Here is a 21,617-nt window from a genome sequence, read left to right on the forward strand (position 1 = left end):
GCCATGGACGACGGCATCGCCTTCGAGACCGAACGCCTGCGGCTGCGCCAGTGGCGCGAGGCGGACTATGCGCCGTTTGCCGCGCTCAATGCCGACGCGCAGGTGATGCGCTATTTCCCTGCGCCGCTGGCGCGTGTTGAAAGCGATGCGTTGGCCGACCACTGCCGCAGCCTGATCGCAGCGAAGGGATGGGGCGTCTGGGTGGCGCAGCGCAAGGCGGACGGTGTTTTCCTGGGGTTTGTCGGACTGCACGAGCCCACCGCGGCGCTGCCGTTCGCGCCCTGCGTGGAGATCGCCTGGCGCCTGGCGCGGCACGCCTGGGGCAGCGGCTACGCGACCGAGGCGGCACGCGGCGCGCTTGCCTGGGGCTTTGAGCGGCTGGGGCTGGATGAGATCGTGTCTTTCACGACACTCGCCAATGCCCGCTCGCGGGCGGTCATGGAAAGGCTCGGCATGCGTGAGGATGCCGTGGGTTTCGAGCATCCCGCGTTGCCGCCAGGGCACCCCTTGCGGCCCCATTGCCTGTACCGTTTGCCGCGTACGGCGTGGCAGGCAGCAGGCAGCCGGCGCATAGCACCCCTGCGTCAATCCGCCACAGGGCAGGGGGCTTGCGCTGCATGTGACGCCAACTGCAGGCGCTGCAAAATAGGTAATAATGCGCAGCAATGCCGCGCCATCCACTGACGGCACCGCTTACCGGATTACCTGATCACCCACTATGCAAGCCAACTCACGCGCCTATTTCCTGCTGATCGCCCTCGTTTCCTTCGGCCTGGTCGGCGTTGCGCTCTACCTGCAGTTTGAAAAGGGCTACCAGCCTTGCCCGCTCTGCGTGATGCAGCGCTTTGCCTTTATCGGCATCGGCATCTTCTCGCTGCTGGCCGCCGTGGCGCAGAATACACGCTCGCTGTGGCAGGGCCTGGGCATGCTGTCCGGCATTGCCGGGATTGCGGTGGCGGTCTACCACGTGTCGCTGCTGCTCAATCCCAAGGCCAGCTGCGGCATCGATCCGCTGGAGAACTGGGTCAACGCGCTGCCGACTGCCAAGGCGCTGCCGCAGGTGTTCTACGCGGATGGCCTGTGCACCGCGCCGCTGCCGCCGGTTCTGGGGCTGTCGGTGCCGGCATGGTCGCTGATCTGGCTGTTTATCCTGACGCTGACGCTGGCGGTGGGGTTGATCCGGCGCGAGAAGAATTTCCGCTGAGTGGTGAATTGATAAAGAAACCGGCGCACCAGGCGCCGGTGTTTGTTTGATGCAACGGATTTTCGAGCAGCGCTGGTTTGCTTTGACGTAGTCGGGTAGTACCTGTTGCGCAGGGCCAGCCACAGTAGCTTGATCGCCGCCGCCACGGCCCGGCACTCCTTTCTGCTGGCGTATCCCAGGCTGTTGCGGATCAGATGCATGATGCAGGACTGCAGCCTCGTTTGGGGGAACACCGCGTTCAGGGCCTGTTCCATGCCCTTGAGGCCGTCAGTTACCGCAGTCAGGATGTCCTGGGTGCAGTGGTCCGGCTAGCCACTACTCCGTCTCGCTCTTAGCAAGTTGAGAGCGCCTTCTGAAACTATTCCATATTATTTCCCGGGGCCTGAAGGATGCTTTGTCCATGCAGGCCGCTGCCACCATTTCCCTCGACCAACTCCGAAGGGAGGGCCTGTGACTGGGCGACAGAAATCCTGGTTTCATTCTTGAAGCATCTACTGATGTGCCGTGCCAACTGTGGAGCCGCATATTTTGCGCCATAGATGAAACGCAGAGCAGGCCCAAAGCTCAGCGCGGCGGCCGGCCCAACCACATATAGGTCGCGTACATTGGTTTCGAAATTGCGCGTCAGACTTGGCGAGCCGTCAATGAGTGAAAGCGAATTCAAGAGTTCCTGGGAAATGAAGGAATGTCTGGTCATGTCAACCTTGAACCCCGTCGCGACAACAACATGATCAGCGCTAAGGCAGGACGTTTCGTTCCTGGTCGCGACCTGCAGAACTACCTGACCATTCTTGACTTCGGCCTGCCTGATTTCAGTCTGAGTCAGGATATCAATCTTGCCATCCACGCGATTGCGCAGCCACCAGGCACCCGACGGTCCCCACCCAGTCTCTAGAGTTCTCTTGCGGCGCTCAAGATTCATCATGTGGAAGACAATAGGGTACTCGGACACCAAGAAGGAAGACAAAAGAGCGCTCGGAGTATTCGACTGCCAACCGCGTCCTATCCCGACGTGCGATCTCAGTAGCCTTGAGATACCCCCACGGGAGGTACGCGGTTCATTACTCCAATTCACAGTCGCTCCGCGCACGAGTAAGCGAACCCGCGCTCCGATCTCGCTCAACAGTGCGGCGAGCCCGATTGCCGACTGACCTCCGCCCACAACGACGATGTTCTTGTTCTTAGCCCATTCCAGACTCCCGAATTCGCTGGAGTGAACCACGTAAGGTGTCGGCATGCCCTGTAGTGCTGGAGGCATTTGCGAAAATCCCTTCAGACCCAAAGCCATTACCACGCGCCGCGCCGCCAGGGAACTGCCGTCGCCCAGGGCCAGCCGGAAGAATCCATCCTTGCGGTGCATATCGACAACTTCCACTGCGCGAACATGACTGACCAACTGCGACTGAAACCAAAGCCCGTATTCCACAAAGAGCTCGAGCGGCAGGTGCATACCAATCGGCTTATATTCAATACGATTGCGACGGCAATATTCTTCAATCGTATAGCCTTCCCGCGGCGCATAGAGATTCGAGGCAAATCCTTCCGAGCGCAACAGCATGCCTGGAGGCATGAAATTCCTCCAGGCATGCATTGGTTTCCCAAGAATTTGATGTGGCACGCCAGCTGAGGTCAGGTAGGCCGAAACCGATAAGCCATAGGGACCAGCTCCGATGATAACCGTATCCGTTGACGAGATCATTATTGCTCTTCCCCTTAAACTTGCCTGGCTTGCGGAGCCGCGCAGTACGGACCACCGCATGATGCTGCGGGTGCAGAAAATCATTCTTGAATCATTTTTCCGGTGCTGTCATGTCTTCGATAAAATCATGCCACTGAAAGTGCGAACCAAATAACCACAGGCGCGGGGCGACCATAGTGCGGCGCCTTGAGAGATCAACCGCTCTATTGACTTCACGATTGACCATCGGGCGCGCCAATCCAGGCAATTGAACAGTTGCGATCGCCCAATTCAGCGTGTCCAATAGATCGGCGTGGCGTGCTGCACAGCGATTTCCGATTGCTTCTATCGTGCCGTCCAGCCAGATTAAGGCAATCCAGAACCAGGCCGCCGTGTCTTCTGTACGGGCGCGCACACTCGCTTTCTTGATTCTCTTTCGGGTGGCCGGACACTGCTTGCGCGCAGGCGCAGGTCGTCAGAGCCATGTATGCCATGGCGGACATAGTCGAATTGCTGGCGATGCAACCGGTTCCAGCACCGGTGGCGCGGCGCAACGTGGCCTCGACCACATTTTGGTCCTTCACACGGAGGCTCGGCTTTGGTTAGATAGACTCCGGAGCGGAAATCCATTGTCTGTCAGGGGATGGCCATGAATGCCGCTGCGGGACGAACTGGGCGGATCGATCATGAAGCGTTTGTTCGACATAGTTTTCGCCTCCATGGCATTGCTCGTGCTGGCCATTCCGTTGCTGATCCTGGCTGGCGCAGTGCGATGGAAGCTGGGCAGTCCGGTGCTGTTTCGTGCAACACGTGCAGGCCTGGGTGCCAGGCCATTCGAAGTCGTGAAGTTCCGAACCATGACGGAAGAGCGAGGCCCTGATGACCAGCTCTTGCCGGATGAAGAAAGGCTCACGCCGTTCGGCAATTTTCTGCGCCGCTCCAGTCTCGATGAGCTGCCTCAGTTCTGGTGCGTTCTGGTGGGCGATATGAGTGTCATTGGTCCACGACCTTTGCCGATGAAGTACCTGCCGTTCTACTCACCGGACCAGGCACGTCGTCATCTGGTCCGTCCCGGCATTTCCGGCTGGGCGCAGGTGAACGGGCGGAACTCTCTGAGCTGGGAAGATAAGTTTCACTTCGACACCTGGTATGTGGACCACTGCTCTTTCTGGCTGGATCTGAAGATCCTCTGGCTCACGGTGGGCACTGTCATGGACCGCCGGGGCATCAACGCCGCGGGGGATCTGACCGTGCCTTCATTTACAGGCAGCCCAGGCACCCAGTACGTCGCCAGCGAGTCCGAGCCCGCGCAGAAAGAAGAAGTTCCGATTCGCACGGCATGACGAGTGTTCATGCTGAATGCCGCATGTTCTCCTTGTGACCATGCTTCTCTCGCGAAGAGATCGATGCCGTATCGTGGCAGTTCAGCTCGAACAAGACAAGCTACCGGACCAGGAGGGCAAGGACGTTGGTGAGAGGCTGTGCCGGTGGGTGTTCAAAGGCGTGTTGCTACTACGTGAATTTGCGCACGTATCGTGCTTCTTTCCAGCCGGTGATTCTGATTAGATGGTAGGTGTTACGGTTGGGCGCAGGACAATGGCCGCAGTTCTGGCGGGACGGCTTCGCGCGATCGGTGAGTCCCGGTTCAAGAGCGGCAAAGAAGAAAGTCGGCGCTCCAGCCGCAGGACCGAAATCCGGTCCGACGAAAGCATCGAAAGACCTGCATGATGGGGCTGTGGGGCTATGGCAGGGTCATTGTGGTTGGAATGAGATTGGGGTGAAGATGAACGTTCTTTTGACCTGCATAGGGAGACGGCGCTATCTGGTGGAGTATTTCAAGTCGGAGCTGAACGGGACCGGCATGGTGCTTGGGGTGGACATGCAACGCGGCGCGCCGGCCGCGAGCGCATGCGACATGTTCCTGGTAGGCCCCGGCCTCTTGGCGGATAACTACATCGACTTCCTGATCGATGTATGCAGGGTGCATCGGGTCTCGGCCCTCCTGTCGCTGAATGACTTGGAGCTCCCGCTCATTGCCGAGCACGCTCAACGGTTTCGGGAAATCGGAACGATACCGGTCATCTCGTCGGCAGAGGTCATTAGCCTTTGCGCGGACAAGTTCCTGACTGCGCAGTTCGCCGAATCAATCGGGCTGTCCACGCCGCGCAGCTATGCGACCCTCGAAAGTGCAGAGCATGCCATTGCGACGGGCTCGGTAGCCTTCCCTCTGATTGTCAAGCCCCGCTGGGGCAGCGCTAGTTTTGGCATCTTCGTCGTCGAGGACCTGAACGAGCTTCGCTTCGCCCGTGCGTACTGCCAGCGGATCTTGCAGAAATCGATCTTCGCAAAGATGGGACAGCCAGGGATGGAGGTGCTGATCCAGGAAGTGATCTCGGGCCAGGAGTACGGGCTCGATATCTTCAACGACTTTGAGGCGAGGCCGATCGGGTTTGCGGTCCGCAAGAAGCTGTCGATGCGGGCGGGGGAGACGGACCGGGCGATCACTGTCGAAAGCGCGCCATTCAACGACCTGGCCACGCGAATCAGTCGCGAATTGCGGCACATCGGCAATGTCGACTGCGATGTGATCGAGCGCGACGGGCGTCAGTACCTCCTGGAGATGAATCCAAGATTCGGAGGAGGCTATCCCTTCACCCATATAGCGGGAGCCAACCTGGTGCGGATACTGCTGAACTGCGTGCGCGGCGGGCAGCAAGGGCAGGAAGTCCGCTATCAGGCCGGTATCGAACTGGCCAAGTGCGACTACCCGGTCGGCGTGGGAGCACGGGTTGAGGAGGGATAAAGGCAGGCGCTAACAATCAATGCAACAGGACGGAGCAGCCACACTCGTCCGAGATGGATCTTGAACCAGACTGTCGGCAAATCGCGGCGATTTCCGTGAGCGGTTGCGCGCTCATTTCCATGGCGCGCCGGGTCAATTCGGCAGCGCTGCTCAGTGTGAGCACAGCGAGGCAGATGCCCGGGAGCCGCCAGGCGACAGGTGCCGGCCAAATGCGTCCCCTCGTGAAGAGCGTCATCGGTCAGATGCTTGCCGACGCGCCATACACTGGGCCTTTTTGACATTCCGATGTGCGAAACCAGACATTGTGCGGTTTGCACACCCGATAGATTGAGGGCTCGCGACCCGCCCGCCCCGGGCCGTCCACATTTCGCCACTCCCTGCAGGGAGGCATATTGTGAACACTTCAAGCATACCGACCAAGCCTTTGCGCGCGGTGTTGATGCAACGGCTGAAACAACGGCTCAAGCCGTACACGCCAGCCTGGTTGCTGAAATACCACCACGACCGGACCATCCGCAAAGACCGCGCACTGTATCAGGGAAAGGCGCTTCGCGAGGTGTTTTCCCATGTCTACGAAACCGGGGGGTGGGGCGTGGCGAAGGACCACTCCGGGTTCTACAGCGGGAGCAGTTCTCATGATCCGGCGATCGTCGACACCTATGTCGAAGCCGTAACGGCCTACCTCGGCTCGTTGCCATACCGGCCAGACGTGGTTGACCTCGGTTGCGGCGATTTCAATGTCGGCAGCCGTATCCGGCCGGCTTGCGCACGCTATGTTGCTTGCGACGTGGTGGAGGCAGTCATCCAGTCGAACCGCACCAGGTTCTTCTCCAGTCTTGATGTGGACTTCCGGTGCCTCGACATCACAAGCGAGCCCTGGCCGAGAGGTGACGTCGTTTTCCTGCGCCAGGTGCTCGATCATCTGGACAACGCACGCATTGCCGGCGTGCTTGCCAGCCTGACGCCATACAAGAGCCTGATTCTGACTGAGTATTTGCCTCTGGCACCCGATTTCCCGCCAAATCTCGACAAGCCGATCGGTCCTGGTCTCCGGATTTGGGGCGCTATACCAAGCGGAATCGTGGTGACGGAGCCGCCGTTCGAGCTGAAAGCCTTGTCGACGCAGATACTCTGTGAGGTGCAGGACAACGTAGGCGTCATTCGTACCATCGCGTACGAACTGCCTCGGCAAACCTGACTGAACCTCTGCCAAGATGTAATGTGCCGTCCTTGACGGTGCCAGGGGCAAGGGATTTTGACGTAGGAGGCCAGGGCCGGTTCGAGGCCCGGCAGTGCGGCAGCGACGGCCCAGGCGGCAGTTCGGGTCCGGTTAATCGGATGATCGGCGATGCGGCCCAGCACTTGGCGCGGGTAGTCTTGGTGCTGAGGCCGCTGAGCTGGCTGTGCCAATGAGCGTGTACCCCCTGCGCCCGAAAAGAGGCGGTCACGCAATCTGCTCGATTTGCTCCTGCAACTCCAGCCACTTCTCCTCAAGCGTCTCCAGCTCGCCGTTGACCTCGCCCTGGCGCTTGAGCATCTCCATCAGCCTGGTCTTGTTGGCTTCGGCATAACTGCTTTCATCGGCCATGAACTGGTCGATCTCCTCCTTGGCGGCTTGCAGCACCGCCATGCGCTTTTCCACCTTTTCCAATTCTTTGGTCAACGGCTTGCGCAGTGCTGACAGCCGCTGGCGCTCGTCGGCTTCCGCGCGGCGCTGGTCCTTGCGGTTGACCGCCGCGGTGGCATCGCCGGCGTTCTCTGCCAGGTGCGCGGCGGTGGCGGCATTGCGCTTGGCCGCGGCCTGTTGCAGCAGCCAGTCGCGGTAGTCGTCCAGGTCGCCGTCGAACGGCTTGATGGTGCCGTCGGCCACCAGCATGAACTGGTCGGCGGTCGCGCGCAGCAGATGCCGGTCGTGCGACACCAGGATCAGCGTGCCTTCGAACTGCGCCAGCGCCATGGTCAGCGCCTCGCGGGTGTCGAGGTCCAGGTGGTTGGTCGGCTCGTCCAGCAGCAGCAGGTTGGGCTTCTGCCAGACGATCAGCGCCAGCGCCAGGCGGGCCTTCTCGCCGCCTGAGAACGGTTCGATCGGCGAAGTGGCCATGTCGCCGCGGAAGTTGAAGCTGCCGAGGAAGTCGCGCAGTTCCTGCTCGCGGGTATCGGGTGCCAGCCGCGCCAGGTGCTGCAGCGGCGAGTCGTGGTCGCGCAGCGTCTCCAGCTGGTGCTGGGCGAAGTAGCCGATCTGCAGGCCCTTGCCCAGGCGCAGGTTGCCCTTGAGCGGATCCTGCGTGCCCGCCAGCGTCTTGACCAGCGTCGACTTGCCCTGGCCGTTGGCGCCGAGCAGGCCGATGCGCTGGCCGTTCTGGATCGACAGCGCCAGGTTGTGCAGGATGGTGACGGGCGGCTCGGCCTCGGCATAGCCGCAATCGACACCGTCGAGCACCATCATCGGGTTGGGGGCGGCGTCGGGTTCGCGGAACTCGAAAGCGAAGCCGGCGGCCACGTGCACCGGCGCCAGCCGCTCCATCTTTTCCAGCGCCTTGACGCGGCTCTGCGCCTGGCGCGCCTTGGTCGCCTTGGCCTTGAAGCGCGTGATGAACGATTCCAGGTGCGCGATTTCCTTCTGCTGGCGCACGTAGGCGGATTGCTGCTGCGCCATCTGCTGCAGGCGCAGGGTCTCGAACAGCGTGTAGTTGCCGCCGTAGCGGCGCAGTTGCTGGTTCTCGATATGCACGGTGACGTTGCAGATCGCATCGAGGAATTCGCGGTCGTGCGAAATCATCACCAGCGTGCCGGGATAGCGCGCCAGCCAGTCTTCCAGCCAGACGATGGCGTCCAGGTCCAGGTGGTTGGTCGGTTCGTCGAGCAGCAGCAGGTCGGACGGGCACATCAGCGCCTGCGCCAGGTTCAGGCGCATGCGCCAGCCGCCGGAGAACGAGGCCACCGGCTGCGACACCTGCGCCAGCGTGAAGCCCAGGCCCAGCAGCAGGGCCTCGGCGCGCGCCGGGGCGGTGTAGCCGTCGGCGTCGGCAAAGGCGGCGTGGGCTTCGCCCTCGGCGCTGCCGTTGCCGCTGGCCTGTGCGGCGGCGATGGCGCCTTCGATTTCGCGCAGGCGGGTGTCGCCATCGATCACGTAATCCACGGCGGTGCGGCTGACCGCAGGCGTTTCCTGCGCCACGTGTGCGACGCGCCACTGAGCCGGCACGATGACATCGCCCCCGTCCGGATGCAGCTCGCCGCGCAGCAGCGCGAACAGCGTCGACTTGCCGCTGCCGTTGGCGCCGACAAGGCCCACGCGCTCGCCCGGGTTGAGCGTCACGCTGGTGTGGTCGAACAGCACCTTGGTGCCGCGCTGGAGGACTAGCTGGTCGATTCGGATCACGGGAGGGGGAAATGCCTGAGTGAAAAACAGAAAAAGCGCGGAGAAAGCGGGCAACCGCCGGGTCTGGTGCGCTGGCCGGCATTGTAGCGTTTCCGGTGCGCCGCACGCCGTGGCGGTGCAAAACAGCCCGGCAACGTGCACCGCCAATGTGCCTTCGTGCCTCGACGATTCAGGGATTACCCTTGGTCTTGCAAAACTCTATTTTCTTGTTCGTGCGTTGCGTGTAAATTCATTTTCACGAAAACGGCGTGCATCAGACGACGTCCAGACCAACCGCTTCCACCATGCAAAAAGGCCATTCGATCTCAGACCGCATTGCGCGCAGCCTGCCGACGCTGACGCCGGCGCACCGCCGCATGGCGGAATACGTGCTGGCCAATCTGTTCCGCGCAGCGACCATGCGCATCGACGAATTTGCCGCGGCGGTGGAGGTGTCGGTGGCCACGGCCAACCGCTTTGCGCGGGCGCTGGGGTTCGACGGCTATCCGCAGTTCCGGGCCGAGCTGGTGCGCGGCTTCGAGGCCACGCTGGCTCCGGTGGAGCGGCTGCGCAGCGAGCTGGAGCGGCCCGCGACCGCGGCCGAAGTCTTCGCCGCCTCGCTGGAAGATGCCGCGGCCAACGCGGAAGCCACGCGGCGCGGCATCGACCCGGAGGCCTGCGAGCGCGCGGTCTCGGCGATCCTGGCGGCGCAGCGTGTCTACGTGGCCGGTTTCGGCGCCAGCGGTTTCCTGGCGGGCCTGCTGCAGCACGGGCTGGAAATGCACTGCCGCATGGTGACCTCGGTGGCGGGCGCCGGCGGCGCCTCGCATGCGGCGCGGCAGCTGTTCAAGCAGCAGCCAAGCGACCTGCTGATCGTGATTGCCTTCCCGCGCTACGTCACGGACACCATCGAACTGGCCGAGCGGGCCAAGTCGCGCGGCGGCCAGGTGCTGGCGCTGACCGACGGGCCGACCTCGCCGCTGGCGCCGCTGGCCGATATCGCGCTCTACGCGCAGGCCGGCAACCGGCTCTCGGCCAACTCCGATGCCACCGTGCTGGCGCTGATCGAGGCGCTGTGCGGCGCGGTCGCGCACCGGGCCGAGCGCCCGGTCAAGGCCGCCGCCGAAATGACCGAATTCCTGCTGCCGTGGCTGTACGGCACGCCGGCCGCGGAGTCCGCGGGCCGTGCCGCGCCCGGCACCCCGCAGTCCACCGAAGCCACGGCTGGCGCCACGCGCGGCCGATCCTCCAACACCCGCAAGTCCTGAGCATCCACATGCAACCAGCAGTCATTGCCATCCACGGCGGCGCCGGCACCATCACCCGCGCGGCGATGGACGCCGCCCGCGAACGCGAATACATCGAAGCGCTGCAACACGTGCTGCAAGCCGGCCAGCGCATCCTGGCCGAGGGCGGCAGCGCGCTCGATGCGGTCACCGAGGCCGTGCGCCTGCTGGAAGAATGCCCGCTGTTCAACGCCGGCAAGGGCGCCGTGCTGACCCATGCCGGCACCTATGAGCTCGATGCCGCGGTGATGGACGGCGCCACGCTGGCAGCCGGCGCGGTGGCCTGCGTCACGCGCCTGCGCAACCCGGTGCTGGCCGCGCGCGCGGTGCTGGACCACAGCGAGCACGTGCTTTTTGCCGGCGCCGGCGCCGAGGCCTTTGCGCAGTCGCAGGGGCTGGAACTGGTGGGCCCGGACTACTACTTCACGCAGGCCCGCCATGACCAGTGGCAGCGTGCGCTTGGCAACGCCGGCATGGCGCTGCTGGATCACGATGGCGCTGCGCTGGTGGCGCAAGGCAAGACGCAGGCGAGCGACCCGATCGATCCGGACAGCAAGTTCGGTACCGTCGGCGCGGTGGCCTGCGACGGCCGCGGCAACCTGGCTGCGGCCACCTCCACCGGCGGCGTGACCAACAAGCAGGTGGGGCGCGTGGGCGATACCCCGGTGATCGGCGCGGGCTGCTATGCGGACGACGTGGCGGCAGTGTCTGCCACCGGCACCGGCGAGATGTTTATCCGCACCGTGGCCGCGCACGACGTGGCTGCCCAGATGCGCTATGCGGGCCTGTCGCTCGAGGAATCAGCGCGGCGCGTGGTGATGGAGAAGCTGCCGGCCATCAACGGCCGCGGCGGCCTGATCGCGGTGGACCGCGCCGGCAACGTCACGCTGCCTTTCAACACCGAAGGCATGTACCGCGGTTTCGCCCGGGTGGGCGAGGCCGTGAACGTGTCGATCTACGGCTGAGCGCCATCCCCCTGCATCACCCGGCAATACAAGGAGTTCCAGTGGCCACTTCCCCTATGCAAGCCTCCCAGTCCGGCATCGTGCTGCCACCGCAGCGCGTGGTCTCGGTGAACGGGCTGACCGTGCGCTTTGCCACGTCCGAGCGCACCGTCGAGGCCGTGCGCAACCTGTCCTTCCATGTCGACCGCGGCGAGACGCTGGCGGTGGTGGGCGAGTCGGGCTCGGGCAAGTCGGTCACGTCGCTGGCGCTGATGCGGCTGGTCGAGCATGGCGGCGGCAAGATTGCCTCCGGCAGCATGGCGCTGCGCCGGCGCGGCGGCGAGGTGATCGACCTGGCGCGCGCGGACAACGCCACGCTGCGCAGCGTGCGCGGCGCCGACGTGGCGATGATCTTCCAGGAGCCGATGACCTCGCTCAACCCGGTGTTCCCGGTGGGCGAGCAGATCGCCGAATCGATCCGGCTGCACCAGGGCAAGAGCCGCGCCGCGGCGCGTGCCGAAGCGCTGCGCATGCTGGAGCTGGTGCGCATCCCCGAGGCGCGCCGCGTGCTGGAGCGCTATCCGCACCAGCTCTCCGGCGGCATGCGCCAGCGCGTGATGATCGCGATGGCGCTGTCGTGCAAGCCGGCGCTGCTGATCGCCGACGAGCCGACCACGGCGCTGGACGTGACCATCCAGGCCGAGATCCTGCAGCTGATCCGCGGCCTGCAGGCCGAGATGCACATGGGCGTGGTCTTCATCACGCACGACATGGGCGTGGTGGCCGAGGTCGCCGACCGCGTGCTGGTGATGTACCGCGGCGAGAAGGTGGAAGAGGGCACTTCCGACGATGTGTTCCGCGCGCCGGCGCACCCGTATACGCGCGCACTGCTGTCGGCGGTGCCGCGTTTGGGCGCGATGAGCGGCACCGACCTGCCGGCCAAGTTCCCGCTGCTGCGACTCGATAGCGCCAACGCCGAGCCGGTCGCACCGCAGGACACGGTGACGCCGGGCGTGGCGCCGATCCTGCGCGTGCAGGACCTGGTGACGCGCTTCGACGTGCCCGGCGGCCTGTTCGGCCGCGTCACGCGGCGCGTGCATGCGGTCGAGAAGGTCAGCTTCGACCTCTATCCCGGCGAGACGCTGGCGCTGGTGGGAGAGTCCGGCTGCGGCAAGTCCACCACGGGCCGCTCGCTGCTGCGCCTGGTGGAAAGTCAGAGCGGCACCATCGAGTTCGCCGGGCAGAACATCAGCAAGATGGAAGGGCCGGCGCTGCAGACCCTGCGCCGCAATATCCAGTTCATTTTCCAGGACCCGTTCGCCTCGCTCGATCCGCGCGTGCCGGTCGGTTATTCGATCATGGAGCCGCTGCTGGTGCACAAGGTCGCCAGCGGTAAGGAGGCCGAGCAGCGCGTGGCCTGGCTGCTCGACAAGGTCGGGCTGGACGCATCGCATGCGGCGCGCTACCCGCACGAGTTCTCCGGCGGCCAGCGCCAGCGCATCTGCATTGCGCGCGCGCTCGCGCTGAACCCCAAGGTGGTGGTGGCCGATGAGTCGGTGTCGGCGCTGGACGTGTCGATCCAGGCGCAGATTGTCAACCTGATGCTGGACCTGCAGCGCGAGCTTGGCATCGCCTTCCTGTTTATCTCCCACGACATGGCGGTGGTGGAGCGCGTGAGCCACCGCGTGGCGGTGATGTACCTGGGCCAGATCGTCGAGATCGGCCCGCGCCGCGCAATCTTCGAGAACCCGCAGCACCCGTACACCAAGAAGCTGATGTCGGCGGTGCCGATCGCCGACCCGGCGCGGCGCCACCTGCGGCGCGAGCCGCTCAACGACGAGATCCCCAGCCCGATCCGCGCGGTTGGCGACGAGCCGGTGGTGCAGCCACTGGTGCAGGTCGCCGGCAGCGGGTCGCTCGGCCACTATGTCGCCCGGCATGCCGTCGGCGGCGCCTATTGAAGTCCTGGAAGTCACCAAGTTACCAAGGAGAATCGACGATGTCTGCACGTATGGTTTCGCCCCGATGGGTGGCCGGCGCCTTTGCCGCCGGCACGCTGGGCATGCTGGTTTCGGCCCCGGCTTTCGCCGCCAAGGATGCCGTGATGGCGGTGAGTTCGACCTTCACCTCGCTGGATCCGTACGATTCGAACGACACGCTGTCGCAGGCGGTTGGGAAGAGCTTCTACCAGGGCCTGTTCGGCCTGGACAAGGATATGAAGCTGGTCAATGTGCTGGCAGACAGCTACGACGTCAGCAAGGACGGCCTGACGTATACGATCAAGCTGAAGAAGGGTATCAAGTTCCACGACGGCACCACCTTCGACGCCGGCGCCGTCAAGGCCAACCTGGACCGCGTCACCAACCCGGCCAACAAGCTCAAGCGCTACACGCTGTTCAACCGTGTCGCCAAGACCGACGTGGTCGATGCCAATACCGTCAAGGTCACGCTGAAGGAGCCGTTCTCGCCGTTCATCAACGTGCTGGCGCACCCGTCGGCGGTGATGATCTCGCCGGCCGCGCTGCAGAAGTACGGCAAGGAAATCGCCTTCCACCCGGTCGGCACGGGCCCCTTCGAATTTGTCGAATGGAAGCAGCCCGACCACCTGAAGGGCAAGAAATTCGCGGGCTTCTGGAAGACCGGCTACCCGAAAATCGACACTATCACCTGGAAGCCGGTGGTCGACAACAACACCCGCGCCGCGATCATGCAGACCGGCGAGGCTGACTTTGCCTTCAGCATCCCGTTCGAGCAGGCCGCGGTGCTGAAGAACAGCGCCAAGGTGGATCTGATCGCCTCGCCGTCGATCATCCAGCGCTACCTGTCGCTGAACACCATGGTCAAGCCGTTCAACGACCCCAAGGTGCGCCAGGCCATCAACTATGCCATCAACAAGGACGCGCTGGCCAAGGTCGCCTTCGCTGGCTACGCGGTGCCGGCCGAAGGCGTGGTGCCGCCTGGCGTGGACTATGCCGAGAAGCTGGGCCCGTGGCCGTATGACCCGGCCAAGGCGCGCGCGCTGCTGAAGGAAGCCGGCTATCCGAACGGCTTCGAGACCACGCTGTGGTCGGCCTACAACCATACCACCGCGCAGAAGGTGATCCAGTTCGTGCAGCAGCAGCTGCAGCAGGTCGGCATCAAGGCCTCGGTGCAGGCGCTTGAGGCCGGCCAGCGCGTGGAGAAGGTCGAGAGCGTGCCCAAGCCGGAAGATGCCGGCGTGCGCATCTACTACGTGGGCTGGTCGTCGTCGACCGGTGAATCGGACTGGGCGCTGCGTCCGCTGCTGGCTTCGGAGTCGATGCCGCCCAAGCTGCTGAATACCGCGTACTACAAGAACGACCAGGTCGACGCCGATATCGCCGGCGCGCTGCGCACCACCGATCGTGGCGAAAAGGCGCGCCTGTACAAGGACGCCCAGGAACGCATCTGGAAGGATGCGCCGTGGGCCTTCCTGGTGACCGAGAAGGTGCTGTTCGCGCGCAGCAAGCGGCTGAGCGGCGCCTATGTGATGCCGGATGGATCGTTCAATTTCGAAGAGATCGATATCAAGCAGTAATGGGTGAGGCGAGGGCCGGGACTTCGTGGAAGCTCCTGCCCTGTCCCCCGGCCCCTCTCCCGCAAGCGGGAGAGGGGAGCAAACAACGGGTGCCGGCTGTAATCCCATCCAAAGAGCAGTAAGCAGTAAAGCAGTACGCCGAGGTGGCCGCCTTGCCCGCGTCGCGGGGTCGCAGGCGGGCGGCCTGCGGCCTCTGCTGCTGCATTTCTTTCTGGTGTGTCATGCTGAATTACTTCCTCAAACGTGTGCTGGGCGTGATCCCCACGCTGCTGATCGTGGCAGTGCTGGTGTTCCTGTTCGTCCACCTGCTGCCGGGCGATCCGGCGCGGCTGGCGGCGGGCCCGGAGGCCGATTCCGCCACCGTCGAACTGGTGCGCAAGGACCTGGGCCTGGACCGGCCGATGCACGAGCAGTTCGTCAACTTCTTTTCCAATGCGGTCCGCGGCGAGTTCGGCCATTCGCTGCGCACCAAGCGCCCGGTCAGCGAGGAGATCGGCGACCGCTTCATGCCCACGCTGCTGCTGACGGTGGCGTCGATGGCCTGGGCGGTGGTGTTCGGCATGGCGATCGGCATCGGCTCGGCCGTATGGCGCAACCGCTGGCCGGACCGGTTCGGCATGACGCTGGCGGTGTCGGGCATTTCGTTCCCGGCCTTTGCGCTGGGCATGCTGCTGATGGAAGTGTTCTCGGTGCAGCTGGGCTGGCTGCCGTCGATCGGCGCCGACAGCTGGAAGCACTACGTGTTGCCGTCGATCACGCTGGGCGCGGCGGTGGCCGCGGTGATGGCGCGCTTTACGCGGGCCTCGTTCGTCGAGGTGCTGCAAGAAGATTTCATCCGCACCGCCCGTGCCAAGGGCGTGCGCGAGACGCTGGTGGTGGCCAAGCACGGCCTGCGCAACGCCATGATCCCGGTGGTGACGATGATGGGCCTGCAGTTCGGCTTCCTGCTGGGCGGCTCGATCGTGGTGGAAAAGGTGTTCAACTGGCCGGGCCTGGGGCGCCTGCTGGTCGATGCCGTCGAGATGCGCGACTACCCGGTGATCCAGGCCGAGGTGCTGCTGTTCTCGCTCGAATTCATCCTGATCAACCTGGTGGTGGACATGCTCTACACCGTGATCAACCCAACCATCCGCTACAAGTGAGGCCGGCATGACTGAGCTTTCCACGCCCGCCGCAGCGCAAGCGGCACCCGCCACCGCCTCCGTGCCGGAGGCCGTGCGCACGCCCTGGACCGAGTTCTGGCGCAAATTCCGCAAGCAGCACCTGGCGCTGGGCGCCGGTGCCTTCGTGCTGGTGCTGGTGGTGATTGCCATCGTGGCGCCGCAGATCGTGCCGTACGACCCGGAGAACTACTTCGACTACGACGCGCTCAACGCCGGCCCGTCGGCCGCGCACTGGATGGGCGTCGATTCGCTCGGACGCGACATCTTCAGCCGCATCCTGGCCGGCGCGCGCATCTCGCTGGCGGCGGGTTTCCTGTCGGTGATCATCGGCGCGCTGATCGGCACCGTGCTGGGCCTGCTGGCGGGCTACTACGAAGGCTGGTGGGACCGCATCGTGATGCGCATTTCCGACGTGCTCTTCGCCTTCCCGGGCATCCTGCTGGCGATCGGCATCGTGGCCATCCTCGGCAACGGCATGACCAACGTGATCTTCGCCGTGGCCATCTTCAGCATCCCGGCGTTTGCACGGCTGGTGCGGGGCAATACGCTTATGCTCAAGCGGTTGACCTATATCGAGGCGGCGCGCAGCATCGGCGCGTCGGACTGGACCATCCTGATGCGGCATATCCTGCCGGGCACGGTGTCGTCGATCGTGGTGTATTTCTCGATGCGTATCGGCACCTCGATCATCACCGCGGCCAGCCTGTCGTTCCTGGGGCTGGGCGCGCAGCCGCCCACGCCGGAATGGGGCGCGATGCTCAACGAAGCCCGCGCCGACATGGTGACCGCGCCGCACGTGGCGATTTTCCCCAGCCTGGCGATCTTCCTGACCGTGCTGGCCTTCAACCTGCTGGGCGACGGCCTGCGCGACGCGCTTGACCCCAAGATCGACCGCCGTTGAACCTGAGCCGCTGAACATGACCGCATCGACAACGGGCGTGCCGCGTGTCGGCAGCCTGCCGGCAGGTCCGCTGGACAGCATCGCCGACGTCGCCGGCGTGACCGTCGGCCATTGCACGCTGGCGGACGGCGCCGTGCAGACCGGCGTCACCGTGATCCGTCCGCATGGCGGCGATCCGTACCGCGACAAGGTGCCCGCCGCGGCCACGGTGCTCAACGGCTTTGGCAAGAGCATCGGGCTGGTGCAGGTGGACGAACTGGGCGTGCTGGAAACCCCGCTGGCGCTGACCAATACCTTTTCGGTCGGCGCGGTCGCGCAGGCGCAGATCCGTGCGGCGGTGGCGGCCAATCCGGAGATCGGCCGCGCGCTGCCGACCGTCAATGCGCTGGTGTTCGAGTGCAATGACGGCTACCTGAACGATATCCAGCGCATGGCGGTGGAGGGCAGCCACTATGAGGCGGCCCTGGCCGGTGCCGGTCATGACGTCGCGCAGGGAGCGGTCGGTGCCGGACGCGGCATGTCGGCATTCGGCGTCAAGGGTGGTATCGGCACTGCTTCACGCCTGGCCGGTGGCTATCGCGTGGGCGCGCTGGTGCTGGCCAATTTCGGCACGCCGGAATCGTTGACCGTGGCCGGCCGGCTGGCCGGTCCGGAACTGGTGCAGCGCCTGGCGCAGCCCGACACCGCGGCGCAACCGGAAAAGGGATCGATCATCATGATCCTCGCCACCGACGCCCCGCTGGATGCGCGCCAGCTGCGCCGGCTGTCGCTGCGCGCCGGCGCCGGGCTGGCGCGTACTGGCTCGGTGTTCGGGCATGGCTCGGGCGATATCGCAGTCGCGTTCTCGAGCGCGTATACCGTGCCGCACGACACCGCCCGGCCGATGCCGGCCGTCGCCATGCTGCATGAAACCCATCTCGACCCGCTGTTCCGCGCCGCGGCCGACAGCGTCGAGCAAGCCATCCTGCATGCCCTGTGGCATGCCGCACCGGTGCAGGGCCGCGACGGCCACGGCCGGCGCGCACTGCTGGACGTGATGCCCGAACTGGGCCAAACCGCCTGATGAAGATCCTTGTTTCCACCGATATCGAAGGCGTGGCTGGCGTCTTCCACGCCGAACAGACGCGCCCCGGCAACGGCGAATACGAACGCGCCCGCGCCTGGATGACCGGCGAAGCCAATGCCGCGGTCGATGGTGCCTTTGCCGGCGGCGCGACTGAAGTACTGGTCAACGATTCGCACGGCGGCTTCCGCAACCTGCTGCCGGACCAGTTCGATCCGCGCGCGCGGGTGGTGCTTGGCAAGCCGCGCTACCTTGGCATGATGGCCGGCGTCGAGGCCGGAGTCGACGGCGTGCTGATGATCGGCTACCACGGCCGCGCCCAGAGCCGCGGCGTGCTGGCGCACACCATCAACAGCGGCGCGTTTGCGCGGGTCTGGCTCAACGGCAAGGAACTGGGCGAGGCGGGCCTGTACGCCGCGCTGGCCGGCGAGTTCGGCGCTCCGGTGCTGATGGCCAGCGGCGACGATGTCTTCGTGCAGGAAACCCATGCGCTGATGCCGTGGGTGCGCTATGTCGAGACCAAGTCAGCGGACGGCTTCGGCAGCGGCACCTCGCTGTCGCCGGCGGCGGCGCGCGAGGCCATTGCCGCGGCGGCCGCAACCGCGGTGCGCGAACGCGCGCAGGCGCAATGCCTGCGCATCGCCGCGCCGGTGACTTGCACCCTGCAGACCCTGACGCCCGCGCACGCGGACCTGTTCTGCCAGTGGCCGGCGCTGGAGCGCCGCGACGGCGTGACGCTGTCCTTCCAGGCCGATTCGGTCCAGGCGGCGGTGCGCATGCTGAACTGCCTGTCGGCGATGTCGTTCATGCTGAAGTAGGGCAGGGCAGATTCGCCGGGACGAGCGCGCAGATCGGCGACAATGGCGGGTCTAGCAATTCAGGTATGAGCCGCAACGCATGACCCAGGCACACGACGGGGGCTGGATCCCCGTGCGCAAGGACTTCGTCGACCCCGCCACGCGCTGCCATGCGCGGGGCGCGAGCCGCCGCCACCATGGCTTTCCGACCGGGCAGGCTTATATCCTGCGCGACGCCGCAGGGCATGAATACCCCTTTGGCGACGACTGCGCGCGTGCCGCGGTGCCGCATCCGGGCCTGCTGCTGCAGGTGCCGGACTACACCGAGCGCGATGTGGTGCCGCGCACGGCCTTGCCCGAGGTGGCGCCCCCGGCCCGCCGGCGCGATCCCGCCCAGGCGCAGGCCGCCGAGCGCGCCGCCGCGATCCGCTACCTGGTGCTGCGCATGGAGAAGGTGGCCGCGGTGCCGCGCGTGCAGCCGACAGTGCGTTTCCCGGCGCTTGAGGGCGTCTACGAGCAGTACCAGCGCACTTGCGACATCGGCATGGCGCAAGTGCGCCGCATCCTGGCGATCGAGCGCAGCCCGTCCACCCCGCCGCGGCTGCGCGCCACCAACCTGCTGGACGTCTATACCGCGCATATCAAGCTGGAATGGCTGATCGCGGGGTCCAACAGCGTCGACAACATCCGCTTCCTGCGCAGTCTGCACGACTGGCTGGCCCGTCACCTGGTGCTGACCGCCGGCCAGCTGGCCGCGGCCGGGATCGAGATGCATCCGCAGGCGTTCACCGCGCCCGGCATCTGGGGGCCGGGGACAGAGCCCGCGCCGGCATCGCCCGGGTACGCATCCGGATCGCTGTTTTAGCTGCGGGTGGCAAGACCTGCGGATTTGGCGTCTAATGCCTGCATCGCATCAGCCGGTCACGCCATGAGCCATTTTTCTCGCAGCTACGCCGAAGCCCGCCAGAAGTTCCTTGACGCCGCGCGCACGGCCGGGGCCGCGCTGGCCCAGTTCCCGCACCCCACCAAGCGCGGCAGTGCCGGCGAGGACCTCGCCATCGACGTGGCGCTGGCCGGTCCGGCCGAGGCCCGCCGCTGCCTGATGGTGACCTCGGGCACGCACGGCGCCGAAGGCTTTGCCGGATCCGGCGCGCAGGTGACAATGCTGCACGACGCCGCGCTGCTTGCCGATTGCGCCGCCGCCGACACCAGCCTGCTGCTGGTGCATGCGATCAATCCCTACGGTTTTTCCCACCTGCGCCGGGTCAACGAGGACAACGTCGACCTGAACCGCAATTTCATGGACTTCACCCAGCCGCTGCCGTACAACGAGGCCTATGCCGAGATCGCGCCGCTGCTGGTGCCGGCGCAATGGCCGCCGTCCGACACCGACCAGGCGCAACTGATGAAGGCCGTTGCCGAGCGCGGCATGCCGTGGTACCAGGCCGCGGTCAGCCGCGGCCAGTACCAGGACCCGGGCGGCATGTTCTACGGCGGCGACAAGGCTGCCTGGAGCAACTACACGCTGTGCCGCATCCTGGCGCGCTTCGGCGCCGGGCGCGAGGCGCTGCGCTGGATCGACGTCCATACCGGACTTGGCCCCTGGGGCTACGGCGAGCCCATCCACATGGGCCCGGACACGCCGGAATCGCTCACGCGCACGCGCGCGATCTGGGGCGCGCGGGTAACCTCGATCTACGATGGCTCGTCGACCTCGGCCAACCTCACCGGCCTGGCCTGGCACGCGGTGCTGCAGACCCTGCCCACCATCGACTACGCCGGCATCGCGCTTGAGTTCGGCACGCTGCCGGTGGGCGAGGTGCTGGACGCGCTGCGCGGCGACCACTGGCTGCACCAGCACCCGGAAGCCGACGAAAACCAGCGCGCGCTGGTCCGCCAGGCGATGTGGCGTGCCTTCTATGGCGATACCGACGACTGGCGCGAGGGCGTGGTGGCGCAGGTGACCGACGCAGTGCGGGACACCATTGCCTCGGCCTAGCCGGCTCTGGCCGCAAGCGCCTTCTGGTAATGTCTCGACGTTGGCGGTAGAGTGCTGAGCCAGGCACTGCCGCCATGCCTTGGCCGGCACGAGCAGCAGCCGCGCCGCGGTCAGAAAATTACCAGAAACAAGACGGAAGAGGTCGGGGCAGGCCCGGGCGCATGATCCTGCGCGTCGCCGCGGCCTGGCGCACGGCGTCGCTTCCGGCATCAGCTCGGCAGGGAGGCCGGTGCGATGACCCTCTATGAACTGAAGCCCAGGTTCCAGGCCCGGTTGCGCCCCATGGTGCAGGACCTGGCGCAGCGCGGCGTGACTGCCAACCAGGTGACGCTGGCCGCCGCGGCCGGCTCCCTGGCGGTGGGGGTGCTGGCCACGCTGGGCATGCTGGTGGCCGAGACCCCGGCGCTGTTCCTGCTGTTCCCTCTATGGTTGTTCCTGCGCATGGCGCTCAACGCCGTCGACGGCATGCTGGCGCGCGAGCACGGCCAGCAGAGCGTGCTGGGTGTCTACCTGAACGAGCTTGGCGACATTGCCTCGGACCTGGCGCTGATCCTGCCGCTGGCCGCGCTGCCGGACTTCAGCCTGGGCCAGGTCGGCACCTTCGCGCTGCTGGCGGTGATCGTCGAGGCCACCGGGCTGATCGGCCCGCTGGCCGGGGCCAGCCGGCGCTACGACGGCCCGCTGGGCAAGAGCGACCGCGCCTTCGCGGTCGGCGCGATCGCGCTGTGGGCAGGTGTTGGCCTGGGCTTTGGCGCGGCCGCCAGCTGGCTGTGGCTGGTGCTGTCGCTGCTGTCGCTGTTTACGATTGCCAACCGGGTGCGCCGCGGTGTCGCCGAGGCCCAGTCCCGCACAGCGGAGTAGCGAG

General features: G+C 65.4%; 18 protein-coding genes and 2 pseudogenes. 16 read left to right on the forward strand and 4 right to left on the reverse strand.

What is annotated here, in order from left to right; translation table 11 throughout:
• Positions 1-3: 3 nt before the first annotated feature.
• Positions 4-561: pseudogene (locus I6H87_RS15325) on the forward strand (GNAT family N-acetyltransferase); the annotation flags it as partial.
• 157 nt (positions 562-718) lie between these two features.
• Entirely contained in the window at positions 719-1,204 is a 486-nt protein-coding gene (locus tag I6H87_RS15330) for a disulfide bond formation protein B (RefSeq protein ID WP_010810635.1), read from the forward strand.
• 113 nt (positions 1,205-1,317) lie between these two features.
• Here the strand turns inward: I6H87_RS15330 and I6H87_RS15335 are convergent.
• The 3 genes and pseudogenes from I6H87_RS15335 to I6H87_RS15345 form a co-directional block, all read right to left on the reverse strand.
• A pseudogene (locus I6H87_RS15335) lies at positions 1,318-1,494 on the reverse strand (transposase); the annotation flags it as partial.
• A 68-nt stretch (positions 1,495-1,562) separates the two neighbouring features.
• A complete protein-coding gene (locus I6H87_RS15340; RefSeq protein ID WP_231881346.1) occupies positions 1,563-2,987 on the reverse strand; it encodes an NAD(P)-binding domain-containing protein in 1,425 nt (474 codons plus the stop codon).
• Between the two features lie 7 nt (positions 2,988-2,994).
• On the reverse strand, positions 2,995-3,297 hold the full coding sequence (locus I6H87_RS15345; RefSeq protein ID WP_011615497.1) for a hypothetical protein: 303 nt from the start codon (positions 3,295-3,297) through the stop codon (positions 2,995-2,997).
• Between the two features lie 271 nt (positions 3,298-3,568).
• Between I6H87_RS15345 and I6H87_RS15350 the strand changes: the two genes are divergently transcribed.
• The 3 genes from I6H87_RS15350 (at position 3,569) to I6H87_RS15360 (ending at position 6,883) form a co-directional block, all read left to right on the forward strand.
• The gene (locus tag I6H87_RS15350) at positions 3,569-4,225 is read left to right on the forward strand and encodes a sugar transferase (protein WP_037024914.1); all 657 of its coding nucleotides are present in this window, start codon (positions 3,569-3,571) and stop codon (positions 4,223-4,225) included.
• Positions 4,226-4,665: 440 nt separating this feature from the next.
• A complete protein-coding gene (locus tag I6H87_RS15355) occupies positions 4,666-5,685 on the forward strand; it encodes an ATP-grasp domain-containing protein (RefSeq protein WP_011615496.1) in 1,020 nt (339 codons plus the stop codon).
• 394 nt (positions 5,686-6,079) lie between these two features.
• Positions 6,080-6,883, forward strand: coding sequence for a class I SAM-dependent methyltransferase (locus I6H87_RS15360; RefSeq protein ID WP_011615495.1), 804 nt, complete (start codon positions 6,080-6,082; stop codon positions 6,881-6,883).
• Between the two features lie 246 nt (positions 6,884-7,129).
• Here I6H87_RS15360 and I6H87_RS15365 read toward each other — a convergent pair whose 3' ends face one another.
• On the reverse strand, positions 7,130-9,064 hold the full coding sequence (locus I6H87_RS15365; protein WP_041687406.1) for an ATP-binding cassette domain-containing protein: 1,935 nt from the start codon (positions 9,062-9,064) through the stop codon (positions 7,130-7,132).
• 284 nt (positions 9,065-9,348) lie between these two features.
• On the opposite strand from I6H87_RS15365, the gene I6H87_RS15370 reads away from it, so the two are divergent.
• From I6H87_RS15370 to I6H87_RS15420, 11 genes are all read left to right on the forward strand, one after another.
• Positions 9,349-10,311 (forward strand): MurR/RpiR family transcriptional regulator, encoded by a 963-nt coding sequence (locus tag I6H87_RS15370; RefSeq protein ID WP_010814215.1) that lies wholly within the window; start codon positions 9,349-9,351, stop codon positions 10,309-10,311.
• An 8-nt stretch (positions 10,312-10,319) separates the two neighbouring features.
• A complete protein-coding gene (locus I6H87_RS15375; RefSeq protein WP_011615493.1) occupies positions 10,320-11,294 on the forward strand; it encodes an isoaspartyl peptidase/L-asparaginase family protein in 975 nt (324 codons plus the stop codon).
• A gap of 56 nt (positions 11,295-11,350) precedes the next feature.
• On the forward strand, positions 11,351-13,234 hold the full coding sequence (locus I6H87_RS15380) for a dipeptide ABC transporter ATP-binding protein (RefSeq protein ID WP_010814213.1): 1,884 nt from the start codon (positions 11,351-11,353) through the stop codon (positions 13,232-13,234).
• Between the two features lie 38 nt (positions 13,235-13,272).
• Entirely contained in the window at positions 13,273-14,829 is a 1,557-nt protein-coding gene (gsiB, locus tag I6H87_RS15385; protein WP_037024891.1) for a glutathione ABC transporter substrate-binding protein GsiB, read from the forward strand.
• Positions 14,830-15,050: 221 nt separating this feature from the next.
• A complete protein-coding gene (gsiC, locus tag I6H87_RS15390) occupies positions 15,051-15,971 on the forward strand; it encodes a glutathione ABC transporter permease GsiC (protein ID WP_010814211.1) in 921 nt (306 codons plus the stop codon).
• Between the two features lie 7 nt (positions 15,972-15,978).
• Positions 15,979-16,893, forward strand: a complete 915-nt coding sequence (gsiD, locus tag I6H87_RS15395) for a glutathione ABC transporter permease GsiD (RefSeq protein WP_011615492.1) — start codon at positions 15,979-15,981, stop codon at positions 16,891-16,893.
• A gap of 16 nt (positions 16,894-16,909) precedes the next feature.
• Positions 16,910-17,956 carry a DmpA family aminopeptidase gene (locus I6H87_RS15400; RefSeq protein ID WP_010814209.1) on the forward strand — a complete coding sequence of 349 codons (1,047 nt, stop codon included), beginning with the start codon at positions 16,910-16,912 and terminating at the stop codon, positions 17,954-17,956.
• The gene (locus I6H87_RS15405; protein ID WP_011615491.1) at positions 17,956-18,774 is read left to right on the forward strand and encodes a M55 family metallopeptidase; all 819 of its coding nucleotides are present in this window, start codon (positions 17,956-17,958) and stop codon (positions 18,772-18,774) included. The genes I6H87_RS15400 and I6H87_RS15405 overlap by 1 nt, the downstream gene beginning before the upstream one ends.
• Positions 18,775-18,853: 79 nt before the next feature.
• Positions 18,854-19,618 carry a hypothetical protein gene (locus I6H87_RS15410; protein WP_011615490.1) on the forward strand — a complete coding sequence of 255 codons (765 nt, stop codon included), beginning with the start codon at positions 18,854-18,856 and terminating at the stop codon, positions 19,616-19,618.
• A 63-nt stretch (positions 19,619-19,681) separates the two neighbouring features.
• Positions 19,682-20,752 carry a M14 family metallopeptidase gene (locus tag I6H87_RS15415; RefSeq protein WP_010814206.1) on the forward strand — a complete coding sequence of 357 codons (1,071 nt, stop codon included), beginning with the start codon at positions 19,682-19,684 and terminating at the stop codon, positions 20,750-20,752.
• Positions 20,753-20,986: 234 nt separating this feature from the next.
• A complete protein-coding gene (locus I6H87_RS15420; RefSeq protein WP_010814205.1) occupies positions 20,987-21,613 on the forward strand; it encodes a CDP-alcohol phosphatidyltransferase family protein in 627 nt (208 codons plus the stop codon).
• Positions 21,614-21,617: the final 4 nt, after the last annotated feature.

The sequence above is a fragment of the Cupriavidus necator genome (assembly GCF_016127575.1).
GTDB lineage: Bacteria > Pseudomonadota > Gammaproteobacteria > Burkholderiales > Burkholderiaceae > Cupriavidus > Cupriavidus necator_D.

Coding starts and splice junctions, on each gene's coding strand:
- I6H87_RS15330 (WP_010810635.1), top strand. CDS start 719: ATGCAAGCCAACTCACGCGCCTATTTCCTGCTGATCGCCCTCGTTTCC.
- I6H87_RS15340 (WP_231881346.1), bottom strand. CDS start 2,987: ATGATTTTCTGCACCCGCAGCATCATGCGGTGGTCCGTACTGCGCGGC.
- I6H87_RS15350 (WP_037024914.1), top strand. CDS start 3,569: ATGAAGCGTTTGTTCGACATAGTTTTCGCCTCCATGGCATTGCTCGTG.
- I6H87_RS15355 (WP_011615496.1), top strand. CDS start 4,666: ATGAACGTTCTTTTGACCTGCATAGGGAGACGGCGCTATCTGGTGGAG.
- I6H87_RS15370 (WP_010814215.1), top strand. CDS start 9,349: ATGCAAAAAGGCCATTCGATCTCAGACCGCATTGCGCGCAGCCTGCCG.
- I6H87_RS15375 (WP_011615493.1), top strand. CDS start 10,320: ATGCAACCAGCAGTCATTGCCATCCACGGCGGCGCCGGCACCATCACC.
- I6H87_RS15380 (WP_010814213.1), top strand. CDS start 11,351: ATGCAAGCCTCCCAGTCCGGCATCGTGCTGCCACCGCAGCGCGTGGTC.
- gsiB (WP_037024891.1), top strand. CDS start 13,273: ATGTCTGCACGTATGGTTTCGCCCCGATGGGTGGCCGGCGCCTTTGCC.
- gsiC (WP_010814211.1), top strand. CDS start 15,051: ATGCTGAATTACTTCCTCAAACGTGTGCTGGGCGTGATCCCCACGCTG.
- gsiD (WP_011615492.1), top strand. CDS start 15,979: ATGACTGAGCTTTCCACGCCCGCCGCAGCGCAAGCGGCACCCGCCACC.
- I6H87_RS15400 (WP_010814209.1), top strand. CDS start 16,910: ATGACCGCATCGACAACGGGCGTGCCGCGTGTCGGCAGCCTGCCGGCA.
- I6H87_RS15405 (WP_011615491.1), top strand. CDS start 17,956: ATGAAGATCCTTGTTTCCACCGATATCGAAGGCGTGGCTGGCGTCTTC.
- I6H87_RS15410 (WP_011615490.1), top strand. CDS start 18,854: ATGACCCAGGCACACGACGGGGGCTGGATCCCCGTGCGCAAGGACTTC.
- I6H87_RS15415 (WP_010814206.1), top strand. CDS start 19,682: ATGAGCCATTTTTCTCGCAGCTACGCCGAAGCCCGCCAGAAGTTCCTT.
- I6H87_RS15420 (WP_010814205.1), top strand. CDS start 20,987: ATGACCCTCTATGAACTGAAGCCCAGGTTCCAGGCCCGGTTGCGCCCC.